The following is a 22,377-nucleotide window of genomic DNA, read 5'->3' as shown; positions in this document are numbered from 1 at the left end:
CTAAAACAGCCATGCCAATTCTTTATGACCAGTTGGCTATGACTATGCTCTTTCCATAGTGCAAAGCAATGGGTGCTCGCATTCCTTTGAGTAGGCTGTCACTTGCGCCACTTTGGTCTCAGCGACCTCGGCGGTGAAAGTGCCGCAGCGTGCTTTCCCTTGATAGTGCACCTGTAGCATGGTTTGCGTCGCTTTGTCTTCGTCCATGCCAAAGAAACGCTCGAGAATCTCTACAACGAAATCCATCGGGGTGTAATCATCGTTATTTAGCATAACGTGATACATAGGTGGCGGTTTTACCTCAGTTTTTTCCTTCTCCAGCAAGTCAGAGTCTGGAGTCACCCATTCAAAAAATTTACTCATTTATACGACTTATGTAGAAAAAACAATTACCTTAGCAGCAGAAATTTTTCCCACTACTTAAGAGACTAATAGACCAATTGTATCCCTGCAAATAAAAGATTGCTATCGATATAATCGGTGAAATTTACTGACTCAAATGCCTAAAAATCAGGCATACATCACCCTTCTTACTGAACACCGTTCTTATATATGGTGAATGATTGTACTACCCCACCTGTGTGGTTATGATTCGGTTAAATAATAATTGCAAATTTATTGACGAAAGTCGTTCTTTGTCTAAATTTGATTATTGTCTGCGTAGAAAAGCGAAAGCAGTGGTTTTCTATTCAGACATCAGACCACAAGGGTCAAAAACGCATAGCAAGTAATTAATGCAAAAGGATGTAAAGCATGGCAACAGGTACAGTTAAATGGTTTAACAACGCCAAAGGGTTTGGGTTTATCTGCCCTGAAGGCGAAGACGGAGATGTGTTCGCACACTATTCCACCATCCAGATGGATGGCTACCGCACGTTGAAGGCGGGACAAACCGTAACCTATGAAGTAGAACAAGGGCCTAAAGGCTACCACGCCAGTGCCGTCGTCCCCATTGAAACTGATGCGTCGAAATAATTCCGCAACATATTTCGAAAGAGGCCAAAAGGCCTCTTTTTTTATTGTCTGTTCAATTCCGGATTGTTCTCGTCCACATCCACGTTGGCAAACTTACCTTGAGAGAGATAGTTCACGATAAGCTGAGTGACATAAGGGTCACTGCGCAAACTATCGTGCTTGATATCCACCTCTATAAAATCCTGCATTCCCGGCAATCGAGTCGAATTTACTGACACCAAGCCGTCGTTATCATTATCAAACATGTACTTAAGGATTGGGTAGCTGTCTGTGCCTGCGATTACGCCAAAGTCGTAATCAGGCTCAGGGAGAGTGTTTGGCAAGCTGTTTTGGTCAGTAGTCAAAGACTTGGCAGTATCACCCGCTAGTGGCAACAGCCAGATACTAGAGAAGAAGTCTGCCACATCGCTACCGTGATTTGGCGTTCCCACAAACACCACCTTGCCCATAGTATCTGACTTAACCAGCTCTTGATGGTCAGCCAGATATGAACGAATAACTAACCCGCCTAGAGAGTGACCTACAAAGTGGATAGTTCCGGTCTCATGCTCTTCACTAAGTTTGTGCTCAAACTTGGTCACGCACTCGTCTATCTGCGTAGAGCTCTGCTCTAGAGTTTTATCCACATTGCTCACTAGGGTTGGATAATCCACAACACAGACACGATAACCGCGCTGTTTAACCATGTCCGACATATCTTCCATCGAGGATGCACTGCGTGCCAGACCATGGACAATGATCACTTGCTGATTGTGGTTTTGCGGGTCAAATGAAGAATAAGCATTGGGATCAGATTTAGTACACCCAACAAGGAGTAAACAAAGCGACAGCGATAACATCCACTTCATGGTTTTTAGGTTCTCCTATTCAGTCTTCATTTGTAGTGGTTTGACCACTTTATCACCTTTTGCAAGCCGATGCATAAAACTTACTTTTCAGTTTGTTAACCACTTGAGCTCTACGCTATATCTACCAATAATTATCAAAAATTTATTGAGAATTAACGTGTTATTAGAAGACTTGAAGGTAGTCATTAAGGTGGCTGAGTGTCGCAGTATTACTGCCGCAGCGATTGAACTTGATATGAGAACCGCTACCGCCAGCGCTGCGGTCAAGCGAGTGGAAAAGTCCCTTGGTTTTGAATTGTTTACCCGCACCACTAGGCAGTTGCGGCTCTCAACATCTGGAGAGAAGTATCTACCTCAATGCGAGCAGGCTATGGCCATGCTGGACAAAGCCAGACAAAGTATGAAGGATGATCTGGATATCATAGATGGAGATATTCGCATCGCTCTTTCATCGGACTTAGGACGAAACGTAGTCACGCCTTGGCTTGATGAGATCATGGACAAGCACCCCAATCTCAAGCTGAGGGTTAACATCACCGATAGCAATGTGGACTTCTATCGCGACTCCATCGATATTGCCCTGCGCTACGGCTCACCTAATGATGCCAATGTTTATGGTTTTAAGATCTGCGATGTGCCTAGAGTTTTATGTGCCTCTCCCGAATATCTCGCGCACGCTGGCTCTCCCAAACATCCGAACGATTTGGTAAGTCATCAGGGTCTCTTGTATCAGCTTTACGACATCCTACATAGCACTTGGCAATTCCGTAAAGGTAAACAGCAGTTCAAAGTAAAGATAAGTGGAGAGCGGGCCAGCAACGATGGCGATCTAGTCAGGCGATGGTGTGTGGCAGGTAAGGGCATAGCGCTTAAGTCTTGCCTAGACATGTCCCAAGATCTGTTGAGCGGGAAAGTAAAAAGGCTACTCAAAGGATACCAAGCCGAGCAAACGGAGCTGTGGCTCATTTTCCCGAGCCGTCAGTCCATTACACCCGCTGCCCGTCTTATCCGCGACATGCTTCAAACCAACACTGATGCTTTACTAAAAGAGTTAAAGGCTAAGCAAATAATCTGAATAATTGTGCTGTGCTATCCATATCTAAGAATTAACTAAAGTTTTTTATCTTCGTCGAAAAGGCCTTTTTCTTTGGCTAAACAACCGTTCTTATGAGGTAGATCAAACATGCAATAATAGTTTGTTGCACAACTTAATATTCAAGCATTTCGCAAATCTATATAATCGCTCGCCCTATTGTGCATGCAGGAAAATCTTTGCAGATAAATATGCACGTTTTATGGCTAGAAGGACTTGGCCGAGTAAATTTCGAAGTAAATCAGAACTTTGCTTCGCTAACGGTTAAATAGATCCAATGAGCAATAAAAACACAGTAGGTCTAATCGGCCTTATCGCTATCGTATTCAGCTCTATGATAGGCAGTGGCATATTCAGCATTCCACAGAACATGGCTGAGCAAGCCTCCATCGGTGCGGTGGGCCTAGCTTGGCTTATCACAGGTATCGGCATGCTACTGCTAGTGCAAACCTTTAAGATCCTTGCTGAGCATAAACCCCACCTTAACTCTGGCATCTTCTCTTACGCAAAAGCAGGTTTTGGCGAGTACATAGGTTTCCATTCAGCATGGGGCTACTGGTTGATGACCTGTATGGGCAACGTTGCCCTTGCAGTAATGATCAATGATTCACTGGGTCTCTTCTTCCCTGCCCTTTTAAACCACGGTATCGAAACCGTTATTCTGTGCTCTGCTCTTCTTTGGGGTATGAATGCGATTGCCCTTCGCGGTACCGGCAGTTCGTCTTTCATCAACATCATCTCAACCATAATGAAACTGGCAGGATTGGTAATCATTATCGGTATCGTTCTATACAGCTTTGATAGCGACATGCTATCAGTGGATGTTTGGGGTGTAGAGAATGACCTAGGTCCAGTTGTGGATCAGATCCAGAGCACCATGATGGTTACTCTTTGGTGTTTCGTGGGTATCGAGGGTGCCGTTGTTCTATCTGGCCGAGCACGTAAGAAATCCGATGTAGGTAAAGCAACCCTGATTGGCTTCTTAGTTGCCATAACCATGTATACGCTGATCTCAGTTCTCTCCTTCGGCATCTTGCCTCAATCGGAACTGGCACAGCTATCTAACCCGTCAGCGGCCTCACTACTTGAAGCCGCGATTGGCCCTCATGGTCGCCTACTCGTGAACATCTGTGTGCTTATCTCTGTATTTGGCGCATTGGTCGCTTGGACCATGTTGGTAGCAGAAGTGCCTTACGAAGCGGGCAAAGTTGGCGAATTCCCGAAATTCTTTGCTCGCACCAACAAGAATGAAGCCCCAGTGATGGCGCTGAACGTGTCTACCTCATTCATGCAGGTGTGCGTGCTAATGGTAGTAATGTTCGAGAACGTTTACCTTGCGGCCATCAACATTGCGTCGGTCATAGTGTTGCCTTGTTATCTATTAAGCTGTTTGTATCTACTTAAGATCTCAATCAACTATAAAGAGTTGGGTCTAAAAACGCGCAACAATGGCTATGTGATTTTATCGGGTATCGCTGCTCTATTCTGCCTATGGCTGATCACCGCTGCGGGTCTTGAGTACCAACTTTTAGCAACCATCCTATACGCAACCGGTATTCCGTTTTTCCGCTACACCCACGCATCACGTATTAAGGCGGGTGAGATGATCTACTCAAAGTCAGATAAGTGGATTGAACTGATTTTGATTTTGCTAGCGCTAGTTTCGGTTTACCTACTGTTTACCGGACAGCTTCAAGCCTAACATCAGCAGATAAAACAAAGGGTAGTCAATTGACTACCCTTTGTTGTTCTTTATTGAACATCGACATACTGCACAACCGAGTCATCCAACAGACCCCGCTTGTCTATAGAATCAAAATCAAGGATCGCTCCGAGTATCAACGCGGTCTTTACCGCGATCGTGCCTATGGTCAGCACCACCACAAATCGGTTCATGCTAAGGCGCGCTAGGTTTTTGCGAATAAGCTCATCGTCACCATCATTTCTTTGCGCGTGTGCAATCACTTCTTTCAGTGATTGCATGGAACGCAGCATAGCTACGGCTAGCACCACCAACAAAAGCACACTCAACACATCAGAAAATACGGACCAAGACAAACTCTTCTCCACCCAAGGCTATAAAACAGAAAAGAATTATAATAATACAATTAAACTTTAACTATGTACTCATTCACACTTTTGATGGTTTATGAGAGCTTTATGAGTGCATTTAGGTGATCTAGATCTCAGTTAAACATCATGCATAACTTTGTGCAACATAACGGCAACAGTCGAACTTGGATACCAAGCAAGCAAAACTCGCCTAGTTTGCGAACAAAAAAAGCCCGAGGATCTCTCCTCGGGCTCTCTAGTTTTACTAAACGATTATGCTAGCGCATCGATAATCGCATTCAAGGTTGCACTTGGACGCATCAGTTTCGATGCCAGCTCATCTTGAGGTGCGTAGTAACCACCAAGCTCACCCGCTACACCTTGAGCGCCATTCAGTTCAGCAACGATAGTTGCTTCACTATCGCGTAGCGCTTTAGCTACAGGTTCAAACTGAGCTGCAAGTTCCGCGTCTTTATTCTGAAGAGATAGCGCCTCTGCCCAGAAGCTAGCTAGATAGTAGTGACTGCCACGGTTATCTAGCTCGTTCACACGGCGTGATGGTGACTTGTTCTCATCAAGGAAGCGACCCGTTGCAGCATCAAGAGTGCTTGCTAGAACCTTAGCCTTCGCATTACCAGTAACTTCACTCAGGTGCTCAAGAGATGCTGCTAGTGCTAGGAACTCACCTAGGGAATCCCAACGTAGGTGGTTCTCTTTCTCTACCTGTTGAACGTGCTTAGGCGCAGAGCCACCAGCACCGGTTTCAAACAGGCCACCACCATTCATCAGCGGAACGATAGACAGCATCTTAGCTGAAGTACCAAGCTCTAAGATTGGGAAAAGATCCGTTAGGTAGTCACGAAGTACGTTACCTGTTACTGAGATAGTGTCTTGACCCTTAGCGATACGCTCTACTGAGAATAACGTTGCGTCTACTGGCGATAGGATACGAATATCTAGACCGTCAGTATCGTGCTGAGGAAGATACTCTTCTACCTTCTTGATAAGCTGAGCATCGTGTGCACGGTTTGCGTCAAGCCAGAATACTGCTGGCGTATCAGACAGACGAGAACGGTTCACCGCAAGCTTCACCCAATCTTGGATTGGTGCATCTTTAACCTGACACATACGGAAGATATCGCCTTCCTCAACGCTTTGCTCTAGAAGCACTGCGCCACTTGCATCAACAACGGCTACGGTACCTGCTTTAGATAGGATAAATGTCTTATCGTGCGAGCCGTACTCTTCCGCTTTTTGAGCCATTAGACCAACATTTGGCACACTACCCATAGTGGTTGGGTCGAATGCGCCGTGCTCTTTACAGAACTCGATAACAGCTTGGTAAACACCTGCATAGCTACGGTCTGGGATCATCGCCTTAGTGTCTTTCTGCTTACCATCTGGACCCCACATTTGACCTGAAGAGCGGATCATTGCTGGCATAGATGCATCAACAATTACATCCGATGGTACGTGCAGGTTAGTGATGCCACGGTCTGAATCCACCATAGCCAGTGCAGGACGAGTCTCATATACAGCCTCTAGATCTGCAATGATCTTTGCTTTTTGCTCAGCTGGCAGAGATTCAATCTTGGCGTACACATCACCGATGCCGTTGTTCACATCAACACCAAGCTGCTCGAACACTTCACCGTGTTTCTCGAATACGTCTTTGTAGTAAACCTTAACCGCGTGACCAAAGATAACTGGGTCAGAAACCTTCATCATGGTCGCTTTCATGTGCAGAGAAAGCAGCACGTCATTTTGTTTTGCATCTTCGATTTGCTGTTCAAAGAATGCTACTAGCGCCTTCTTGTTCATTACAGCCGTATCGATGATTTCTTTGTCTTGAAGAGGGAACTCAGATTTTAGCGTTTCAACACTGCCATCCGCGCCGCGAAGTTCGATGCGAACGGAAGTTTCGCCACTGATTGTGGTCGATTTTTCACTGCCGAAGAAATCGCTGTCTTGCATGCTAGATACGTGAGACTGAGAGTTCGACTCCCACTTACCCATTGAGTGTGGGTTTTTCTTAGCGTAGTTCTTAACTGATGCTGGAGCACGACGGTCAGAGTTACCTTCACGAAGCACTGGGTTTACTGCACTACCCTTGATCTTGTCATAGATAGACTGGATAGCTTTCTCTTCATCAGAGCTTGGCTCTTCTGGGTAGTTCGGTAGGTCATAACCTTTCGCTTGAAGCTCTGCAATGGCTGCTTTTAGCTGAGGAATAGACGCTGAGATGTTAGGAAGCTTAATGATGTTCGCTTCTGGAGTTTTAGCCAGCTCACCTAGCTCGGACAGTGCATCACCAATACGTTGCTCAGGCTTTAGGTACTCAGCGAAGTTAGCAATGATACGACCCGCAAGAGATATGTCTCGAGTATCGACAGCGATACCACTAGATGCGGTGAAAGATTGGATCATTGGCAGAAGCGAGTAAGTCGCTAGCGCTGGGGCCTCGTCTGTAATGGTGTAGATAATAGTGGGCTTTTGATCAGACATGAAATTTCCCTATATTTATAATTTCTCGTCACTTGGCAAAGCAAAGGGCCTGCCTAGAGATCGTTCGTGTTGATAAATCGCATCTTGCGATAATTATGTTGTGTCTTATTCGGGTCTGTTGACCTCGTTAATGGGCTCAAGTATTAAATCAAGCGCACTAAGGCGCTGATTAAATTAGCACTTTTGTTTGAAAAGCATCCTTAAGCTAACAAAAACTCAAGCCTAATATCAATCTCAAACGTTTTTGATTAAGATGAATAGTGCTGCGCGTATCATAAAGCAAATCCCGATTTGAGAGAAACTTAGCGCACAGTTTGTTTACAAAATTGCAAGGTAGTTAACATGTCTCAAAAACCTCGCACTGGAGCAAGAGCGTTTAAAAAGCCCTTTTCCAAGCGACCTTCTACTGGCCGAAAACGCCCGTCTCAAGCCAAGAAACCAAGAGTTGCGCCAGAAGACAGAAAGGTCATCTTGTTTAACAAACCGTTCGATGTCCTCAGCCAGTTTACCGACGGCGATGGTCGCAAAACCCTAGCCGACTTTGTTAACGTCAAGGATGTCTATGCAGCCGGTCGCCTCGATAGAGACAGTGAAGGATTATTGTTACTAACCAATGACGGCATCTTGCAAGCCAAGCTTACCCAGCCAAATTCTAAGTCTCCAAAGACCTACTGGGTTCAGGTAGAGGGGGCACCTTCAGAAGAAGACTTGGATAAGCTCAGAAGTGGGGTCGAGCTAAAAGACGGTATGACGCTGCCCGCTAAGGTAGAAGTAATGGAAGCGCCACAGGTGTGGGATAGAAACCCGCCTGTAAGATTTCGCGCCGCTATCCCAACGACCTGGCTTTCAATCACCATCATAGAGGGTCGAAACCGTCAGGTGCGCCGCATGACCGCCAATATCGGTTTCCCTACCCTGCGCCTGATCCGTTACTCGATCGGAAACTACCGCCTTGACGATCTGCCAAATGGTGATTGGAAAGAGGTCAAAGCATAAAAAAATCGAGCCCTTCGGCTCGATTTTTCATTTCGGTTATTCGCCTTCCATAAAACCAAGATCAGGCAGTCGGTCTAGATGCTCAGCATAACGTTTTTGATTAAACTCAGCGCCGTTGTTCACTACATCAAACAACTCAATACCCAGAGCACAGCCAATAAGTGCGATGGAATCTTCACGGCTGTTACCTGTCATCATCAGGCGCATTAGGGTTTCAGTTACCTTTTTAGGTTCGCCAGATTCAATCTGATTTTCAACAATTTCAATGATTTGCTGTTCGGTTTCGTTTTGTTCTGTCATGGTTTTCAACTAGCTCTCATTAGTGTTGAGGCTATTATTGATCAACTCGCATACAAATTTCGACAAATATAAAAATGTGATTTGGCTCTCACACCTGTTACACCCAATTTGTTTCTGTTAGAATCCGTCTCCGTGTTTATTCAGTGGTGTTATGTGAATGTCTGACAACAGCCAAAAGAAAGTTATCGTCGGTATGTCCGGTGGGGTTGATTCCTCGGTTTCTGCTTACCTGCTTCTTCAGCAAGGTTATCAGGTAGAAGGCCTGTTCATGAAGAACTGGGAAGAGGACGACAACGAAGAGTATTGTACTGCAGCCGAAGACCTTGCCGATGCGCAAGCGGTGTGCGACAAGCTTGGCATCCACCTGCATAAGATCAATTTCGCTGCTGAATACTGGGACAACGTATTTGAATACTTCCTTGAAGAATACAAGGCAGGTCGTACGCCAAACCCAGACATCCTTTGTAACAAAGAAATTAAGTTCAAGGCGTTCCTAGAGTACGCGGATGAAGTGCTTGATGCTGACTACATTGCTATGGGTCATTACGTGCGTCGCACCTTCCCAACGCAAGAGGAGCTTGAAGCAGGCGTTAAGCCACAGATGCTTCGTGGCCTTGATGGCAATAAAGACCAGAGCTACTTCCTATATACGCTAAGCTCTGATCAAGTGGCTCGTAGCCTATTCCCTGTTGGCGAACTGGAAAAACCAGAAGTACGCCGCATTGCAGAAGAGCAAGACCTGATCACTGCGAAGAAAAAAGACTCAACCGGTATCTGTTTTATCGGTGAGCGCAAATTTACAGATTTTCTTTCTCGCTATTTGCCAGCGCAGCCGGGTAAAATCGAGACCCCTGAGGGTAAAGAGATTGGCGAGCACATGGGTCTGATGTATCACACCCTAGGCCAGCGTAAGGGTCTTCACATCGGTGGCCAAAAAGGCGGCGGCGGTAACGAAGCAGCTTGGTATGTTGCCGAGAAAGACCTAAAGCGTAACGTGCTTATCGCAGTTCAAGGTGCGGACCATCCTTTGCTAAAATCGGAAGGCTTACTAGCATCTCAGCTTCACTGGGTAGACAGAACACCTATCCGTGAGCCAATGAAATGCTCAGTGAAAACTCGCTACCGTCAGCAAGATATTCCATGTACCATCATTCCGGTAGATGACGAGAACATCAAGGTTATCTTTGATGAGCCGCAAGTAGCGGTCACCCCAGGTCAATCTGCGGTATTTTATAAAGATGATGTGTGCCTAGGCGGCGGTATCATCGAAAAGCGAATCTAATAAATAGAAGATAGGAGTTCTTAAGTGGCAAACACAAACTATGACCGTACCATCGCTTTTGCCGGCATCTGCCAAGCTGTTGCCCTAGTTCAAAAGGTGGCACAAACCGGAAATTGTGACTCGGCCGCGTTTGAAACCTCTATCAGCTCTATCATCAATATGAACCCTGCCAATACTTTGGCAGTGTTCGGTCATGAGCGTGAGCTTAAGCTTGGTCTTGAGACCCTATCACGCAACATCGATAGCTCAGCAACAGGCAATGACCTGACTCGCTATATCATCAGCCTTATGGCGCTAGAGCGTAAGCTAAGCCAGCGCCCTGATGCTATGTCTCAGCTTGCGGATCGCATTCGCCTTGCAGAGCGTCAGTCGGATCACTTCGACCTGTTCGATGAGCAGATGGTAAGCAACCTTGCGAGCATCTACCTAGACGTTATCAGCCCTATCGGCCCACGCATCCAAGTAACCGGTAACCCAGCTATGCTTCAGCAAACTGGGGTACAGGCTAAGGTTCGCGCTCTGCTCCTTGCAGGCATCCGAAGCGCCGTTCTGTGGCGTCAGGTAGGTGGTAAGCGTCGCCATCTTATCTTCAGCCGTAAGAAGATGGTTGAGCAGGCAGAAATCCTGCTCGCTCGAATCTAAAAAGTCAGCTCGCGCCTTGTCGCGAGCTTATTTTTTTGGCGAAAAGAAATTTAACGCAAACGATTGCGCAATATTAGTGACAACCGCGCTTGTTACTGGTATAAACCCCACAAAATTTGAAAAACTCAATTCAGGAGAAAATCATGGAACTGTCAGCATTGACTGCTGTTTCACCAGTAGACGGCCGTTACGGAAGCAAAACCATCGCACTACGTAGCATCTTTAGTGAGTATGGCCTCCTAAAGTACCGTACTATCGTTGAAATCCGTTGGTTGCAAAAACTAGCGGCTACTGCGGAAATCGCAGAGGTACCTGCATTTAGCGCTGAAGCAAATCAATTCCTAGATGACGTAGCAGCTAACTTCAACGAAGAAGACGCAGCTCGCATCAAAGAGATTGAGCGTACTACCAACCACGACGTTAAAGCGGTTGAGTACTTCCTGAAAGAGAAAGTAGCGGGCGTTCCTGAACTGCACGCTGTAAACGAGTTCATCCACTTCGCTTGTACTTCAGAAGACATCAACAACACTTCTCACGCTCTAATGCTTAAAGAAGCTCGTGAGACTGTGATTCTTCCTGAAATCAAAAACATCATCGACGCTATCAAAGCACTAGCAGTTGAGTATCGTGATATCCCACTTCTATCTCGTACTCACGGTCAGCCAGCATCTCCTTCTACCATGGGTAAAGAGATGGCGAACGTTGCATACCGCATGGAGCGTCAATACAAGCAGATCGAAAACGTTGAGATCCTAGGTAAGATCAACGGCGCAGTAGGTAACTACAACGCTCACCTATCAGCTTACCCTACTCTTGACTGGCACAAGTTCTCTGAAGAGTTCATCACTGAATCTCTAGGCGTTACTTGGAACCCTTACACAACTCAGATCGAACCACACGATTACATCGCTGAACTATTCGATGCTATCGCGCGTTTCAACACCATCCTTATCGACTTCGACCGTGACGTTTGGGGCTACATCGCACTAGGTCACTTCAAGCAGAAGACTATCGCTGGTGAAATCGGTTCTTCAACTATGCCGCACAAGGTTAACCCAATCGACTTTGAAAACTCGGAAGGTAACCTAGGTCTAGCGAACGCAGTATTTAGCCACCTAGCACAAAAACTGCCTATCTCTCGCTGGCAGCGTGACCTAACCGACTCTACGGTTCTTCGTAACTTAGGTGTGGGTGTTGGCTATGCAATCATCGCATACACTTCAACTCTGAAGGGTATCAGCAAGCTTGAAGTTAACCGTGAAGCACTACTTGCTGAACTAGACCAAAACTGGGAAGTTCTAGCTGAGCCTGTACAAACGGTTATGCGTCGCTATGGCATCGAGAAGCCATACGAGAAGCTAAAAGAGCTAACTCGTGGTAAGCGTGTTGACGGTGAAGCTATGCGTAACTTCATCGACGGCCTAGAGCTTCCAGAAGCTGAAAAAGCGCGTCTAAAAGAGATGACTCCAGCAAACTACATCGGTCAAGCAATCGAGCTGACTGACAAGCTGTAATCACTCTTTAAATGATTCAAAGGCTACCTAAATGGGTAGCCTTTTTTGTATCTGCTTACTTTTAAACCAAACGATCCCACCAAGTAGTAAAACTCAACTATAGTTGTTAGTAATCAGTAGTTTACTTTCACATTTAAGGGACTAAAAAGTGAGTAATGATAAAGGCAATCTGAAGAAGGTTTTGACCGAAGCTTTCACTTCCGCGCTAATCCGATTTTCCACCATCAGCTTTACCGTAATCGTGTGTTGGTTGGCCTTCGCCCCTTTCCTACCTATCCTGCTTTGGGCTCTGGTACTGGCTATTGCCTTGTTTCCAATTAGGCAGTTTATGGAAAGAAAATTCGGGCTATCCGCAACTAAAGCATCCACCGTCATCGCCTTGGTTGGGGTGCTTATTCTTGGCACACCTGTAACCCTTGTGGGTAACTCCTTTGCCACAAAGACTATGGATACCTATCAGGCCTATCAAGATGGTACGCTCGTCATTCCAGCGCCGTCTCAAAACGTCAAAAGCTGGCCTTTGATCGGTGAAAAAAGCTATACCGCTTGGAATGAGGCAGCTAACAACTTGCCTAAGTTCGTTGAAACACGACAGCCTCAACTAAAGAGCATCTCAGAGTTTATGGTGGATAAGGCAAGCAATACCGCACGTGGCGTGTTCCTGCTCATCGGTGCTGTGATCCTTGCTGGCGTAATGCTCGCATGGGCGGAAGAGGCCAAGGTCTCCATCAGGCGCATCTTTATTACCTTCTCCGATGAAAATAAAGGACCAGAACTCCACGACCTTACTACTGCAACTATCCGTCAGGTGGCGATAGGCATTATAGGTATTGCCTTCCTCACTGCCATGATATTCGGCGCCATCGTCGCTTTTGCCGGTGTTCCAATGGCGGCGCTACTTACCGTAATCGCCCTTGTGTTTGCTATCGCTCAGGTGCCGGTGACTATCGTCGCGCTTATCGCTGTGGGTCTGCTTTGGTCAACAGGGGACTCAGGCACTGTACACAACGTCATCTTCTCTATTCTGATCATTGCCTCTAGTCTAGTGGACAATGTGCTGAAACCTATGGTGCTCGGTAGAGGCTTAGATGTGCCTATGCCTGTGGTACTTATCGGTGCCCTTGGCGGTATGATGTCAGGAGGCATCTTGGGGATGTTTATCGGCGCGGCCTTCCTCACCGCTGGCTATCAAGTGTTTATGAAGTGGGTAGAGGCAGAAAACCAAAAGGTTGCCGAAACCATAGAAACGAATACCGCTGAAGAAGAGGCGAAATAATAAGTAAGGGCTGGAGAAATCCAGCCCTTGTTTTATACGGAATAGACCGGCCTTAGATTGTGGTTTTGCAACCTGCGAATAAACCACAATAAAAATAGTGAACCAAGCAATATGCCTGCGACCCCTTCCCCATTGATATACAAGATCTCACCATCAATAATACCGTGACGGTTATTGTAAATACTGCCTAGCACCAAGGGATTATAATAATTCCACACGAAGTGAAACAATATCGGAGGGATGATACTGCCCGACTTAAAATAGCAGTAAGCAAAAGGCAGTGAGAAAACAAACATTGCCACTACCTGCACGCCAACCAAGGTATATACATTCCCCACCTGGGTAAGTTTGGCCAAGAATAACACAGCTGGAATATGCCAAACCGCCCAAACAATCCCAACAGCAACTGTGGCAAATAGCTCACCAAATCCCGATGCAATATTTGGGAGCAAGAAACCCCTCCATCCGTACTCTTCAGCGCAGACCACAAGAAAGCCTGTCATAGCCACGGACAATGGTGGCAACCACTGCATGGTCTCAAGCCTGTGATGATCTATGGTGCCGATAAAACACACCACATCAAGGGCCGCGAGTAGCGTAATAAAAATGACTGGATAGCCTACGGAGAATCCAAGAATTTTAATACTTAGACGACGTGAGAAAGGCGCAGTTATGCCCTTAAAACTTCGATAGCGAAATGCGTTTAGAAAGAGTGCGACAATACCCGGAATAATCATGCTTAATGTATACATGGATAAATGGGTTTGATGTTTAAATATATAAAGATTAAACGCCCAGGTTATTCCCATAACCAGAACGATAAAAACGATAGCGTAGCGCTTTGATGAATCCATATCTTGCTCCTTTGCGCATAGATTAGGTTCATATCACCTATTTCCCAAGCGTTTGAACGAAAAGAGGTTTCAAAGTTAAATACCGTTTTTGCAAGAAAAAAGCCTGACTCGGATAATTCCAAATCAGGCTTTAGTATTTATTATCGATTTATCAGTGGCTTATCGTGCCTTTTGATACATCTCGATATAGCTTTCAGCTGCGATATTCCAACCAAAGTCTTGCTTCATCGCGCGTAACTGCAGTGCCGAGAATTCAGCAGGATTTTGCAGGTACAAGATAAGGGCGCGCTGCATGATAGTCAGCAGATCTGATGCTGTTGGTTCAGTAAACGCAAAACCAGTCGCGATTGACGGGTCTGTATCGTAGTCGTTTACTGTATCCTTCAGGCCGCCCACTGCACGAACGATAGGTAGCGTGCCATAAGCCATTGAATAGATCTGGTTAAGACCACAGGCCTCAAACTCAGATGGCATTAGGAAGAAGTCTGCACCTGCTTCTACTAGGTGAGCTAGCTTGTTGTCGTACGCTTCAACAAAAGCAAACTTGTTATCATACTGCTCTGCCACTTCATGCAGTTGAGCTGCGATATCTGGATCGCCAGTACCTACAATCACAAGCTGTACATCGTTGTGGAGGAACTTCTCTAGGATAGGCAGAAGATAGTGGAAGCCTTTCTGATGCGTCAGACGACATACCATACCAAACACAGGCACCTTCGCCACTGGAAGCTCTACAAGCTCTTGAAGAGCTGCTTTGTTGCCTGCTTTACCAGACTTGATGCTTGCTTTAGTTGGCTTGTACTTCTTAGCAAGGTATTGGTCAATTGCCGGGTCCCACTCACTGTAGTCACAGCCATTTACGATACCTGAGAAATCGTCAGAGCGAGCAAGGAAGTCATTTACTAGACCGTGAGAGCCAAGTGGGGTCTTCAGCTCTTCTGCATAGTTAGGACTTACTGCATTTATCTTGTCTGCATAGTGAATACCTGCACGTAGTGTGCTGATGCAGTCGTGACCATAGTTAACCGTGTGTGCTGGCGCTTCTTTAAGCTCTGGGATATTCGGCACTTCATTTAGTGGGAATACGCCTTTGAATAGTGCGTTGTGAATAGTGATAACGCTCTTAGTTCCTGCGAAGAACTCGCTACCTGCAAAACGGGTCTTTAGAAGGAATGGTACTAAACCTGTGTGCCAGTCGTTGGCATGAATCACATCTGGTTGGAAGCTCAGTTTCGGAAGTGCATCTAGGCTAGCTGCCGCAAAGAAGGCGAAACGCTCACCGTTGTCTGCATAGGCTTGGTTGCGCTCTGCATACATCTCTGGGCGATCAAAATACTGTTCACATTCAAAGGAATAAACGGGTACACCATCAAGCTCAAGCTTGCGCACTTGATAAGGTGTATGAGGCCAATGTTCAAGACGGGTTTCTAATACAACTGGAGCGCTGCTGAGATTCGGTAGCTTCGTGTAACCTGGAATAGCGATAGCGACATTCAAGCCAGAATTCTGAAGTGCCTTGGGTAGCGCCTTACCAACATCGGCCAAGCCGCCACTCTTGATTAATCCTTCAGCTTCAGAAACTGTAAACCAAACTTTTAATTGTGACATTTTTGGAAAGATCCTATTTATTTGTTCGAGCCCTGATGCCTTACTTGGCGGGCTTCTTATGCTATGAGTTAGTTAGAGTTATTTGTACTCAACTTTATCATAAATTTTAAACAGATCCTGCAATTGAAAACGGAAAGTAACAAAAACTCGCGATTGGTCTGATAAAGACATCATGACTTTAGTTTCTATTTCTTTTAGATAGTGAAGAATATCAAGGTACTTTCTAGCTATCTTTGGCCTACTCGAGACATAAATAAATATAAAAAACGAACATTAACAACGAGTTATGATTGAATTTGAAATGTAAAGACGAAAAAAAACCCGGCTCTCACCGGGTTTAGGAAATTGGAAAATATCTGTTTTAACTGGGATTACCAGTAGAAGCGTGCACCGATAGCAAAGTTGCTTTCACCGTCTGCTGTTGTTGCCTCAACTTGAGCGTCTTGGCCTTGGTTGTTATAACCAAGAGTTGTACCGTCGCCATAACCGTATTCAGCATATACACGAGCCCAAGAGTTAAACTTATGCTCAACACCTACGTAGATTACTGTACCATCTTCGTCAGCATCGATAGATTTTGCTTCTTGCATGGTGTATTCGTAGCCAGCATATAGAGCAGTTTTATCCGTAGCTTGGAAAATACCTGCGAAAGATAGACCGTTCTCATCGATAGTGTCACCAGATGCTTTCGCTTCTAGTTCAGCCCAGTAGTAAGTGAAACCAATTAGGTGATCACCAATTCCGTACTCAGCTGTGAATTCTGCGTATGTATTAGATAGATCTGCTTCGAACTCGTTACCTTGGTCATCTTCAAGCATAAATGCACGGTCACGGTTGTAACCACCACCAACGTGAAGACCTAGATCACCGAAAGAAGTACCTACATACAACTCGTAAAGGTCTTGGTTAGAATCGCCTTCATTTAGACCCCAGCCACCTTTAACCCAGAAGTTTTCACCATCAAAGTTGTACTTGATTTGAGAATCGTGCAGAGCGCCAGAAAGTGTTGAGTAACGTAGCGCAGAGCCACCAAAGAAGTAAGAGTAATCAGCACCGTACACGTCATCCGAAGTGGTCCACTGCTTACCAAACTTGATAGTACCGAAATCAGTGTCAGCACCGATATAGTGGTTACGGATATTCATATCAGAATTGTCACGCAGACCAAACTCTACTAGACCAATCACGTCTACTGAGTCAGAAACTGCATAGTTACCTTTCACACCAGCACGTGATGAACCAGAGCTTAGGTCAGCATCATGGTCATTTTTGTCTAGGAACTTAAGTTCTTGACGTAGTTGACCGTAAAAGTCTACTTTGCCGTCTTCTGATTTATAGATTTCTGCTGCGCCTGCTGAAGTAGCTACTGTTGCCACTGCTAGTGCTAATAGCGTTTTTTTCATGTTAACTCACATCCTTTTCGTTAAACTCGAACCCTAAAAATGTTGATTCGTATTTAGTTATTTTTATGACGATTCAGTAAACAGTTATTTGAGATTTGTTGTGTTCTGAACCCGAGCTCAGATTGCAAAAATCCTAAATCATTGTCAAACATTACAATTTACAAGGTTTGACAACAATTAAAGGTAATAAAAACAATAACTTAAATATTTTGAAAAGATTAAGATCACAAATAAACACCATTCTAAAACTTTTTGTTAACATTCGATAAACACCAATTAAATTAATATAAAACACCTAAAAATATCTATTGGATAGTTTTTTATATAGCAATCAAGCGCAATAACCAACCATTAACCACAGAAATGTCCACCCCAGCAGAGAGGGTAGAAAGTTCATTTTTTTATGAGCTAAATGTCATCTTTTAATTAAAGTGTGACTTACAACTCATTTATAACGAGTTAAAAAAGCTGTGGTATCCTATAGCGAGCATTCAAAGACCCCAAAACCATGAACCGAAAGATCCAAGACGCCATACGAAATAGCTACAAAAATCTGCACGCTCAGCTAGATAACTTCATTCCACGTCGAGCTCAAAACTACCTAGTTGCAGAAATTGCTAAGACACTGAGTGGTGAATATCACAAAAGTCGCAGAACCATAGTCGCCGAGGCCGGTACAGGGATTGGTAAGTCTTTGGCTTATCTCATGGCGGCGATTCCTGTAGCTAAATTCAATAACCGCAAAGTGGTTATTTCTACCGCAACAGTAGCCCTGCAAGAGCAGTTAATTAATAAAGACCTTCCTCTCTATCGTAGGTTGGTAGACTTCGAATTTTCTTTCATTTTAGCTAAGGGGCGTCAGCGCTATTGCTGTGCTGAAAAATTAGCCATTGCAGCAGGTGCAGAAGATTCGCAGCTAGCTATGTTCGAAACTAAGCCCAATAAGAGCGATATTGACCTGCTACAGCGCATGTATAAGGCACTTTCGGACAACAAATGGGACGGTGATAGAGATTCTTGGCCAAAGCCTATAAAAGATCAGGTTTGGCAAAGTATCGTTAGTGACAAGCACAGCTGCAATAATGGCCTTCCCGCACACAGGGGATGCCCATTTCAAAAAGCACGCTCGGAGCTAGATAAAGCCGATGTTGTAATCGCCAACCACAGCCTTGTCATGGCCGATTTAGATCTCGGTGGTGGTGTAATCCTGTTTGAACCAGAACAGACCATCTATGTATTCGATGAAGCGCACCATTTACCTAAGGTCGCCCGCGACCACGCTTCGGCATCAGCCAGTCTGAAGGGTGCGGCCGCGTGGCTAGAGACGCTCAACAAGAGCGTCGCAAAGATAAGCACGCTAGCAGAAGCAAAACGCGTAGACCGCTTTCAATCTGAACTGCAAACCTCTATTGCCGATACCATACCTAACCTGACGCAGGTTGCCCGAACTTTAGACCCGAGCCAGTTTAAGGAAGGCACCTATCGATTTGAAAACGGCGAACTTCCAGATTGGTTGGTCAATACCAGTAAAGAACTGAAGACCACCACCCAGAAATCATCTCAAGCGCTGGCAAAGATTATCGACCTTATTAGCGAGCGTGTAAAAGATGGCGAGCTATCACCAAAATTGGCCGAGCCAGCTCTAGCTGAGAGTGGCTTCTTTTTGCAACGTCTTGAAAATTTATCCAAGGTTTGGTCATTGATGGCCGAGCCACCGAGAGAAAAAGGGGCTCCCCTCGCCCGTTGGTTTGAGGTGAGTAAAGAGAGAGAGAACGACTATATCGTGAGCGTCTCACCCTTGGAGGTTGGCAGACACCTAGAGAAGCAGCTTTGGCAAAAATGTGTCGGTGCAGTAGCCGTATCCGCGACATTACGCGCCTTAAACTCTTTTCAGTACTTCTGTTTTGAAAGTGGTATCTCTATGGATAAAGAGGATGCAACCCAGTTCCTAGCACTTGCCTCGCCATTTGATTACCAAAACAATGCAGAATTGATCGTTCCAAAGCTTAAGTACGAGCCGGCAGCTCCTCAATTCACAGACTACCTTGCCGACGAGTTGATTAACTGGCTAGAAGCCGATAAAGCCAACCTTGTCCTGTTCGCCTCTTATTGGCAGATGAATCAAGTAGCTGAAAAACTCGAGCCTAAACTGCGTCGTAAGGGCTGGTACCTGCAGGTGCAAGGCGATGCTTCACGTATAGAGATCATCAGCAACCATAAAAAGACGGTAGAAAAAGGTAAAACCAGTATCTTATTTGGTACTGGCAGTTTCTCAGAGGGCTTGGACTTGCCCGGAAAGCTTTTAGAGAACCTGATAATCACTAAAATCCCGTTTGCTGTGCCAACTTCTCCAGTTGAAGAAGCCCACGCTGAATATATAGAGCAAAGAGGCGGAAATGCCTTTATGCAGATCACTGTGCCTGAGGCGAGTAAAAAACTGGTTCAATCAGTGGGCCGCCTACTGCGAAAAGAGCAGGATTCTGGTAGAGTCGTCATCTTTGACCGTCGTCTAGTGACCAAGCGCTACGGTAAAGCGCTTCTCGACTCACTGCCTCCCTTTAAAAGACGAATTGAATAATCGAGTAATTACATACTGATGGAATATCTGGAACCCTCCATGTTGCTTCTGCTGGCAATCGTCGCTTTCGTAGCGGGCTTTATCGATGCCGTTGCAGGAGGTGGAGGTATGCTTACTGTCCCTACCCTTCTCTCAATGGGGCTTCCACCGCATATTGCATTGGGTACAAATAAGTTAGCGGCTACCTTTGCCTCATCGACGGCTGCTTTTACCTACTACAAGAAGAAACTATTTAAACCAAGGCTTTGGCTGCCCTGTTTCGCTGCAACCTTGATAGGTGCGACCCTAGGTACTCTCGTGGTCGATGCTATCTCTACCCAGTGGTTGGAAAAGGTACTGCCGCTGGTGATCTTAGCCGCCGCCCTTTACACCATTTTTCATAAAACGCCTCACGCCAATACCAATGTGATGCCAGAACCAAATGCCAAGCATACCTATACTCAGATTGGTCAGGGTCTTACCCTAGGCTTTTATGACGGTGTAGCAGGGCCAGGCACAGGCGCATTCTGGACCGTAAGTAGCATGGCACTGCACAGATTGAATATTTTGCTTGCCTCCGGTCTAGCAAAGGCCATGAACTTCACCAGTAACCTTACTTCTCTGGTTACCTTTGCTTTGCTTGGTCATATTAACTGGGTGCTAGGCTTAACTATGGGTGTATGCTTGATGTTGGGAGCGTTTATTGGCGCTCACTCAGCAATACGCTTCGGGGCTAAATTCATTCGCCCTGTATTTGTGACCGTAGTAAGCGTACTGGCGGTTAAACTGGCGTACGATGCTTGGTTCGTCACCCTATAAGGAAGCCCAATGGCGAGTTTCTCAGAGCTAAAGCAAAAACTTGAACAGATGAAATTCGATGCAGCGCATCTCGATCGCCAGCGTGGTGAGCATCACTTACCTCTGTTCGATTCAAGCCTGTTTACCTGCCGATCAAGACTTTTGACTCCATGTGTCGAGGAAGCCACAGCCACTTTCAGTGCCATAGAACGAGAGCAACAACAAAAACTACTGACGGCTCAGCGGGCTGAGTATCTAACCGAGCGACTACTGGCACAAGTTTCCGCTATTCAGCGTGAGCTCTCCACTTCGCACTTTAGAAAAGACGAACCCAAGCATTCTAGCTATTATCGCAAGCCTATCAGTCAGCTATATCAAGAGCTATCCCAGCACAAAGAGTGGGAGCGACGATTGATGGATATGGTGTTGGACAAACATAAAGCTTTGGAGCAAGCCGCAGGTTTCAACCGTTCTAATGCGCAGCGAGCGGTGCTTCAAACTGAGCAACGCCTTGAGCGCTGTCGCCAGGCCATCATCAAAATAGAAAAACAGATCACCTTTAGAGAACAGCATCAATAATGTCCGATAATAACCCGCTAGATAATGCACCGGCTGATATCAAGCTTGCCGTAGACCTTATCTTCCTGTTAGAAAGCAATGAAATCGATACCGACACCGCTCTCTCTGCTCTTGAGATAGTGAAACAAGATCTACTGCGCAAAAAAGAGTCGAACGAAACAAATAGCTAACATCTGAAATAGGTCTAGTGGAAGCTTGCGGTTAGAATAAAGCTAACGTAACCAAACACTAGGGATATTATGAAGGTTATCAGCTTCAACATTAATGGCTTGCGCGCGCGTCTGCATCAACTGCAAGCTATCATCGACAAACACCAACCTGACGTTATTGGTCTGCAAGAGATCAAGGTTCACGACGAAGCCTTCCCGCTAGAGGATGTGGAAGCTATGGGTTACAAGGTGTATCACCACGGTCAAAAAGCACACTACGGTGTGGCTATGCTGTGTAAGAAAGAACCTCTTTCCGTTGTTAAAGGCTTCCCTACCGACAACGAAGAACATCAAAAGCGCATGATCATGGTAACCGTCAAAGACGAGAACGGTGAACCGGTTACGATTCTAAACGGTTATTTCCCGCAAGGTGACAATATCGCCCACGAAACCAAGTTCCCTTATAAGCGCCAGTTCTACAAAGATTTGATGACCTACTTAAACGATCATCACAACAACGATGAACAGCTTATTGTTATGGGTGATATCAACATCAGCCCAACTGATGATGACATCGGCATCGGTGAGCCAAACCGCAAGCGCTGGTTAAAAACAGGCAAGTGTTCGTTCCAGCCAGAAGAGCGTGAGTGGTTGAAAACACTTACCGACTGGGGCTTTGAAGATACCTTCCGTAATATCCATCCAGAAGTGAACGATCGCTTCTCATGGTTTGACTATCGCTCTAAGGGCTTTGTTGACAATCGAGGCCTACGAATCGACGTGATCTTGGCAACGCCTAAACTGGCCGCCAAGTGTATCGAGTCTGATGTTGACTACGAACTGCGCGGCATCGAAAAGCCTTCAGACCATGCGCCAATCTGGAGCACCTTTAAGGGCTAAAACGCAAAAAGCTGACTCAAGTGGGTCAGCTTTTCTTTTTCTACTA

At 45.7% G+C, this 22,377-nt stretch carries 21 protein-coding genes; 13 read left to right on the top strand and 8 right to left on the bottom strand.

The annotated features are described in order from the left end of the window. Positions 1-42: 42 nt before the first annotated feature. The gene (gene clpS, locus Pcarn_RS05240) at positions 43-363 is read right to left on the bottom strand and encodes an ATP-dependent Clp protease adapter ClpS (RefSeq protein WP_261835336.1); all 321 of its coding nucleotides are present in this window, start codon (positions 361-363) and stop codon (positions 43-45) included. Positions 364-753: 390 nt separating this feature from the next. Here clpS and cspD point away from each other — a divergent pair, with 390 nt between their 5' ends. Next, the gene (cspD, locus tag Pcarn_RS05235; RefSeq protein ID WP_261835335.1) at positions 754-975 is read left to right on the top strand and encodes a cold shock domain-containing protein CspD; all 222 of its coding nucleotides are present in this window, start codon (positions 754-756) and stop codon (positions 973-975) included. Positions 976-1,016: 41 nt separating this feature from the next. Here the strand turns inward: cspD and Pcarn_RS05230 are convergent, their stop codons facing one another. Then, the gene (locus Pcarn_RS05230) at positions 1,017-1,823 is read right to left on the bottom strand and encodes an alpha/beta fold hydrolase (RefSeq protein ID WP_261835334.1); all 807 of its coding nucleotides are present in this window, start codon (positions 1,821-1,823) and stop codon (positions 1,017-1,019) included. Between the two features lie 157 nt (positions 1,824-1,980). On the opposite strand from Pcarn_RS05230, the gene Pcarn_RS05225 reads away from it, so the two are divergent. Continuing rightward, positions 1,981-2,898: a LysR family transcriptional regulator gene (locus tag Pcarn_RS05225; protein WP_261835333.1), complete on the top strand. Its 918-nt coding sequence runs from the start codon at positions 1,981-1,983 to the stop codon at positions 2,896-2,898. Between the two features lie 295 nt (positions 2,899-3,193). Beyond that, the gene (locus Pcarn_RS05220; RefSeq protein WP_261835332.1) at positions 3,194-4,618 is read left to right on the top strand and encodes a basic amino acid/polyamine antiporter; all 1,425 of its coding nucleotides are present in this window, start codon (positions 3,194-3,196) and stop codon (positions 4,616-4,618) included. Positions 4,619-4,668: 50 nt separating this feature from the next. Here the strand turns inward: Pcarn_RS05220 and Pcarn_RS05215 are convergent, their stop codons facing one another. Next, positions 4,669-4,974 carry a hypothetical protein gene (locus Pcarn_RS05215; RefSeq protein WP_261835331.1) on the bottom strand — a complete coding sequence of 102 codons (306 nt, stop codon included), beginning with the start codon at positions 4,972-4,974 and terminating at the stop codon, positions 4,669-4,671. A gap of 267 nt (positions 4,975-5,241) precedes the next feature. Continuing rightward, entirely contained in the window at positions 5,242-7,473 is a 2,232-nt protein-coding gene (locus Pcarn_RS05210) for an NADP-dependent isocitrate dehydrogenase (RefSeq protein ID WP_261835330.1), read from the bottom strand. A gap of 342 nt (positions 7,474-7,815) precedes the next feature. On the opposite strand from Pcarn_RS05210, the gene Pcarn_RS05205 reads away from it, so the two are divergent. Next, on the top strand, positions 7,816-8,469 hold the full coding sequence (locus tag Pcarn_RS05205) for a pseudouridine synthase (RefSeq protein ID WP_261835329.1): 654 nt from the start codon (positions 7,816-7,818) through the stop codon (positions 8,467-8,469). A 36-nt stretch (positions 8,470-8,505) separates the two neighbouring features. Here the strand turns inward: Pcarn_RS05205 and Pcarn_RS05200 are convergent, their stop codons facing one another. Then, on the bottom strand, positions 8,506-8,769 hold the full coding sequence (locus Pcarn_RS05200) for a hypothetical protein (RefSeq protein ID WP_261835328.1): 264 nt from the start codon (positions 8,767-8,769) through the stop codon (positions 8,506-8,508). Positions 8,770-8,926: 157 nt separating this feature from the next. On the opposite strand from Pcarn_RS05200, the gene mnmA reads away from it, so the two are divergent. The 4 genes from mnmA to Pcarn_RS05180 all read left to right on the top strand — a co-directional run bounded on the left by mnmA (position 8,927) and on the right by Pcarn_RS05180 (position 13,483). After that, on the top strand, positions 8,927-10,051 hold the full coding sequence (gene mnmA / locus Pcarn_RS05195; RefSeq protein ID WP_261835327.1) for a tRNA 2-thiouridine(34) synthase MnmA: 1,125 nt from the start codon (positions 8,927-8,929) through the stop codon (positions 10,049-10,051). 24 nt (positions 10,052-10,075) lie between these two features. Continuing rightward, positions 10,076-10,693: a high frequency lysogenization protein HflD gene (gene hflD / locus Pcarn_RS05190; protein ID WP_261835326.1), complete on the top strand. Its 618-nt coding sequence runs from the start codon at positions 10,076-10,078 to the stop codon at positions 10,691-10,693. Between the two features lie 143 nt (positions 10,694-10,836). Continuing rightward, positions 10,837-12,207, top strand: coding sequence for an adenylosuccinate lyase (purB, locus tag Pcarn_RS05185; RefSeq protein ID WP_261835325.1), 1,371 nt, complete (start codon positions 10,837-10,839; stop codon positions 12,205-12,207). A 148-nt stretch (positions 12,208-12,355) separates the two neighbouring features. Next, entirely contained in the window at positions 12,356-13,483 is a 1,128-nt protein-coding gene (locus Pcarn_RS05180) for an AI-2E family transporter (protein WP_261835324.1), read from the top strand. 32 nt (positions 13,484-13,515) lie between these two features. Here the strand turns inward: Pcarn_RS05180 and Pcarn_RS05175 are convergent, their stop codons facing one another. The 3 genes from Pcarn_RS05175 to Pcarn_RS05165 form a co-directional block, all read right to left on the bottom strand. Beyond that, positions 13,516-14,337: a CPBP family intramembrane glutamic endopeptidase gene (locus Pcarn_RS05175; protein ID WP_261835323.1), complete on the bottom strand. Its 822-nt coding sequence runs from the start codon at positions 14,335-14,337 to the stop codon at positions 13,516-13,518. Positions 14,338-14,496: 159 nt separating this feature from the next. Continuing rightward, positions 14,497-15,945, bottom strand: a complete 1,449-nt coding sequence (gene glgA / locus Pcarn_RS05170; RefSeq protein WP_261835322.1) for a glycogen synthase GlgA — start codon at positions 15,943-15,945, stop codon at positions 14,497-14,499. Positions 15,946-16,316: 371 nt separating this feature from the next. Further along, the gene (locus Pcarn_RS05165; protein WP_261835321.1) at positions 16,317-17,348 is read right to left on the bottom strand and encodes a porin; all 1,032 of its coding nucleotides are present in this window, start codon (positions 17,346-17,348) and stop codon (positions 16,317-16,319) included. Between the two features lie 508 nt (positions 17,349-17,856). On the opposite strand from Pcarn_RS05165, the gene dinG reads away from it, so the two are divergent. From dinG to xthA, 5 genes are all read left to right on the top strand, one after another. Continuing rightward, positions 17,857-19,926, top strand: a complete 2,070-nt coding sequence (gene dinG, locus Pcarn_RS05160; RefSeq protein WP_261835320.1) for an ATP-dependent DNA helicase DinG — start codon at positions 17,857-17,859, stop codon at positions 19,924-19,926. 18 nt (positions 19,927-19,944) lie between these two features. After that, complete coding sequence (locus Pcarn_RS05155) at positions 19,945-20,724, top strand: sulfite exporter TauE/SafE family protein (RefSeq protein ID WP_261835319.1); 780 nt, start codon at positions 19,945-19,947, stop codon at positions 20,722-20,724. Between the two features lie 9 nt (positions 20,725-20,733). Then, positions 20,734-21,282 carry a primosomal replication protein gene (locus Pcarn_RS05150; RefSeq protein WP_261835318.1) on the top strand — a complete coding sequence of 183 codons (549 nt, stop codon included), beginning with the start codon at positions 20,734-20,736 and terminating at the stop codon, positions 21,280-21,282. Beyond that, a complete protein-coding gene (gene rsmS, locus Pcarn_RS05145; protein ID WP_261835317.1) occupies positions 21,282-21,452 on the top strand; it encodes a pleiotropic regulatory protein RsmS in 171 nt (56 codons plus the stop codon). Before Pcarn_RS05150 ends, rsmS begins: the two co-directional genes overlap by 1 nt. 69 nt (positions 21,453-21,521) lie before the next feature. Continuing rightward, the gene (xthA, locus tag Pcarn_RS05140) at positions 21,522-22,331 is read left to right on the top strand and encodes an exodeoxyribonuclease III (protein WP_261835316.1); all 810 of its coding nucleotides are present in this window, start codon (positions 21,522-21,524) and stop codon (positions 22,329-22,331) included. Positions 22,332-22,377 lie beyond the last annotated feature (46 nt).

Origin of the sequence: Vibrio ishigakensis (genome assembly GCF_024347675.1) — a bacterium.
GTDB lineage: Bacteria > Pseudomonadota > Gammaproteobacteria > Enterobacterales > Vibrionaceae > Vibrio > Vibrio ishigakensis.
Note: the sequence above shows the minus strand (reverse complement) of the source record. Positions and strands in the feature narration are given on the sequence as shown.

Excerpts from the sequence above, each read along its gene's own strand:
- clpS (WP_261835336.1), bottom strand. The coding sequence starts at position 363 with ATGAGTAAATTTTTTGAATGGGTGACTCCAGACTCTGACTTGCTGGAG.
- cspD (WP_261835335.1), top strand. The coding sequence starts at position 754 with ATGGCAACAGGTACAGTTAAATGGTTTAACAACGCCAAAGGGTTTGGG.
- Pcarn_RS05230 (WP_261835334.1), bottom strand. The coding sequence starts at position 1,823 with ATGAAGTGGATGTTATCGCTGTCGCTTTGTTTACTCCTTGTTGGGTGT.
- Pcarn_RS05220 (WP_261835332.1), top strand. The coding sequence starts at position 3,194 with ATGAGCAATAAAAACACAGTAGGTCTAATCGGCCTTATCGCTATCGTA.
- Pcarn_RS05210 (WP_261835330.1), bottom strand. The coding sequence starts at position 7,473 with ATGTCTGATCAAAAGCCCACTATTATCTACACCATTACAGACGAGGCC.
- Pcarn_RS05205 (WP_261835329.1), top strand. The coding sequence starts at position 7,816 with ATGTCTCAAAAACCTCGCACTGGAGCAAGAGCGTTTAAAAAGCCCTTT.
- Pcarn_RS05200 (WP_261835328.1), bottom strand. The coding sequence starts at position 8,769 with ATGACAGAACAAAACGAAACCGAACAGCAAATCATTGAAATTGTTGAA.
- mnmA (WP_261835327.1), top strand. The coding sequence starts at position 8,927 with ATGTCTGACAACAGCCAAAAGAAAGTTATCGTCGGTATGTCCGGTGGG.
- purB (WP_261835325.1), top strand. The coding sequence starts at position 10,837 with ATGGAACTGTCAGCATTGACTGCTGTTTCACCAGTAGACGGCCGTTAC.
- Pcarn_RS05175 (WP_261835323.1), bottom strand. The coding sequence starts at position 14,337 with ATGGATTCATCAAAGCGCTACGCTATCGTTTTTATCGTTCTGGTTATG.
- glgA (WP_261835322.1), bottom strand. The coding sequence starts at position 15,945 with ATGTCACAATTAAAAGTTTGGTTTACAGTTTCTGAAGCTGAAGGATTA.
- Pcarn_RS05165 (WP_261835321.1), bottom strand. The coding sequence starts at position 17,348 with ATGAAAAAAACGCTATTAGCACTAGCAGTGGCAACAGTAGCTACTTCA.
- dinG (WP_261835320.1), top strand. The coding sequence starts at position 17,857 with ATGAACCGAAAGATCCAAGACGCCATACGAAATAGCTACAAAAATCTG.
- Pcarn_RS05155 (WP_261835319.1), top strand. The coding sequence starts at position 19,945 with ATGGAATATCTGGAACCCTCCATGTTGCTTCTGCTGGCAATCGTCGCT.
- Pcarn_RS05150 (WP_261835318.1), top strand. The coding sequence starts at position 20,734 with ATGGCGAGTTTCTCAGAGCTAAAGCAAAAACTTGAACAGATGAAATTC.
- rsmS (WP_261835317.1), top strand. The coding sequence starts at position 21,282 with ATGTCCGATAATAACCCGCTAGATAATGCACCGGCTGATATCAAGCTT.
- xthA (WP_261835316.1), top strand. The coding sequence starts at position 21,522 with ATGAAGGTTATCAGCTTCAACATTAATGGCTTGCGCGCGCGTCTGCAT.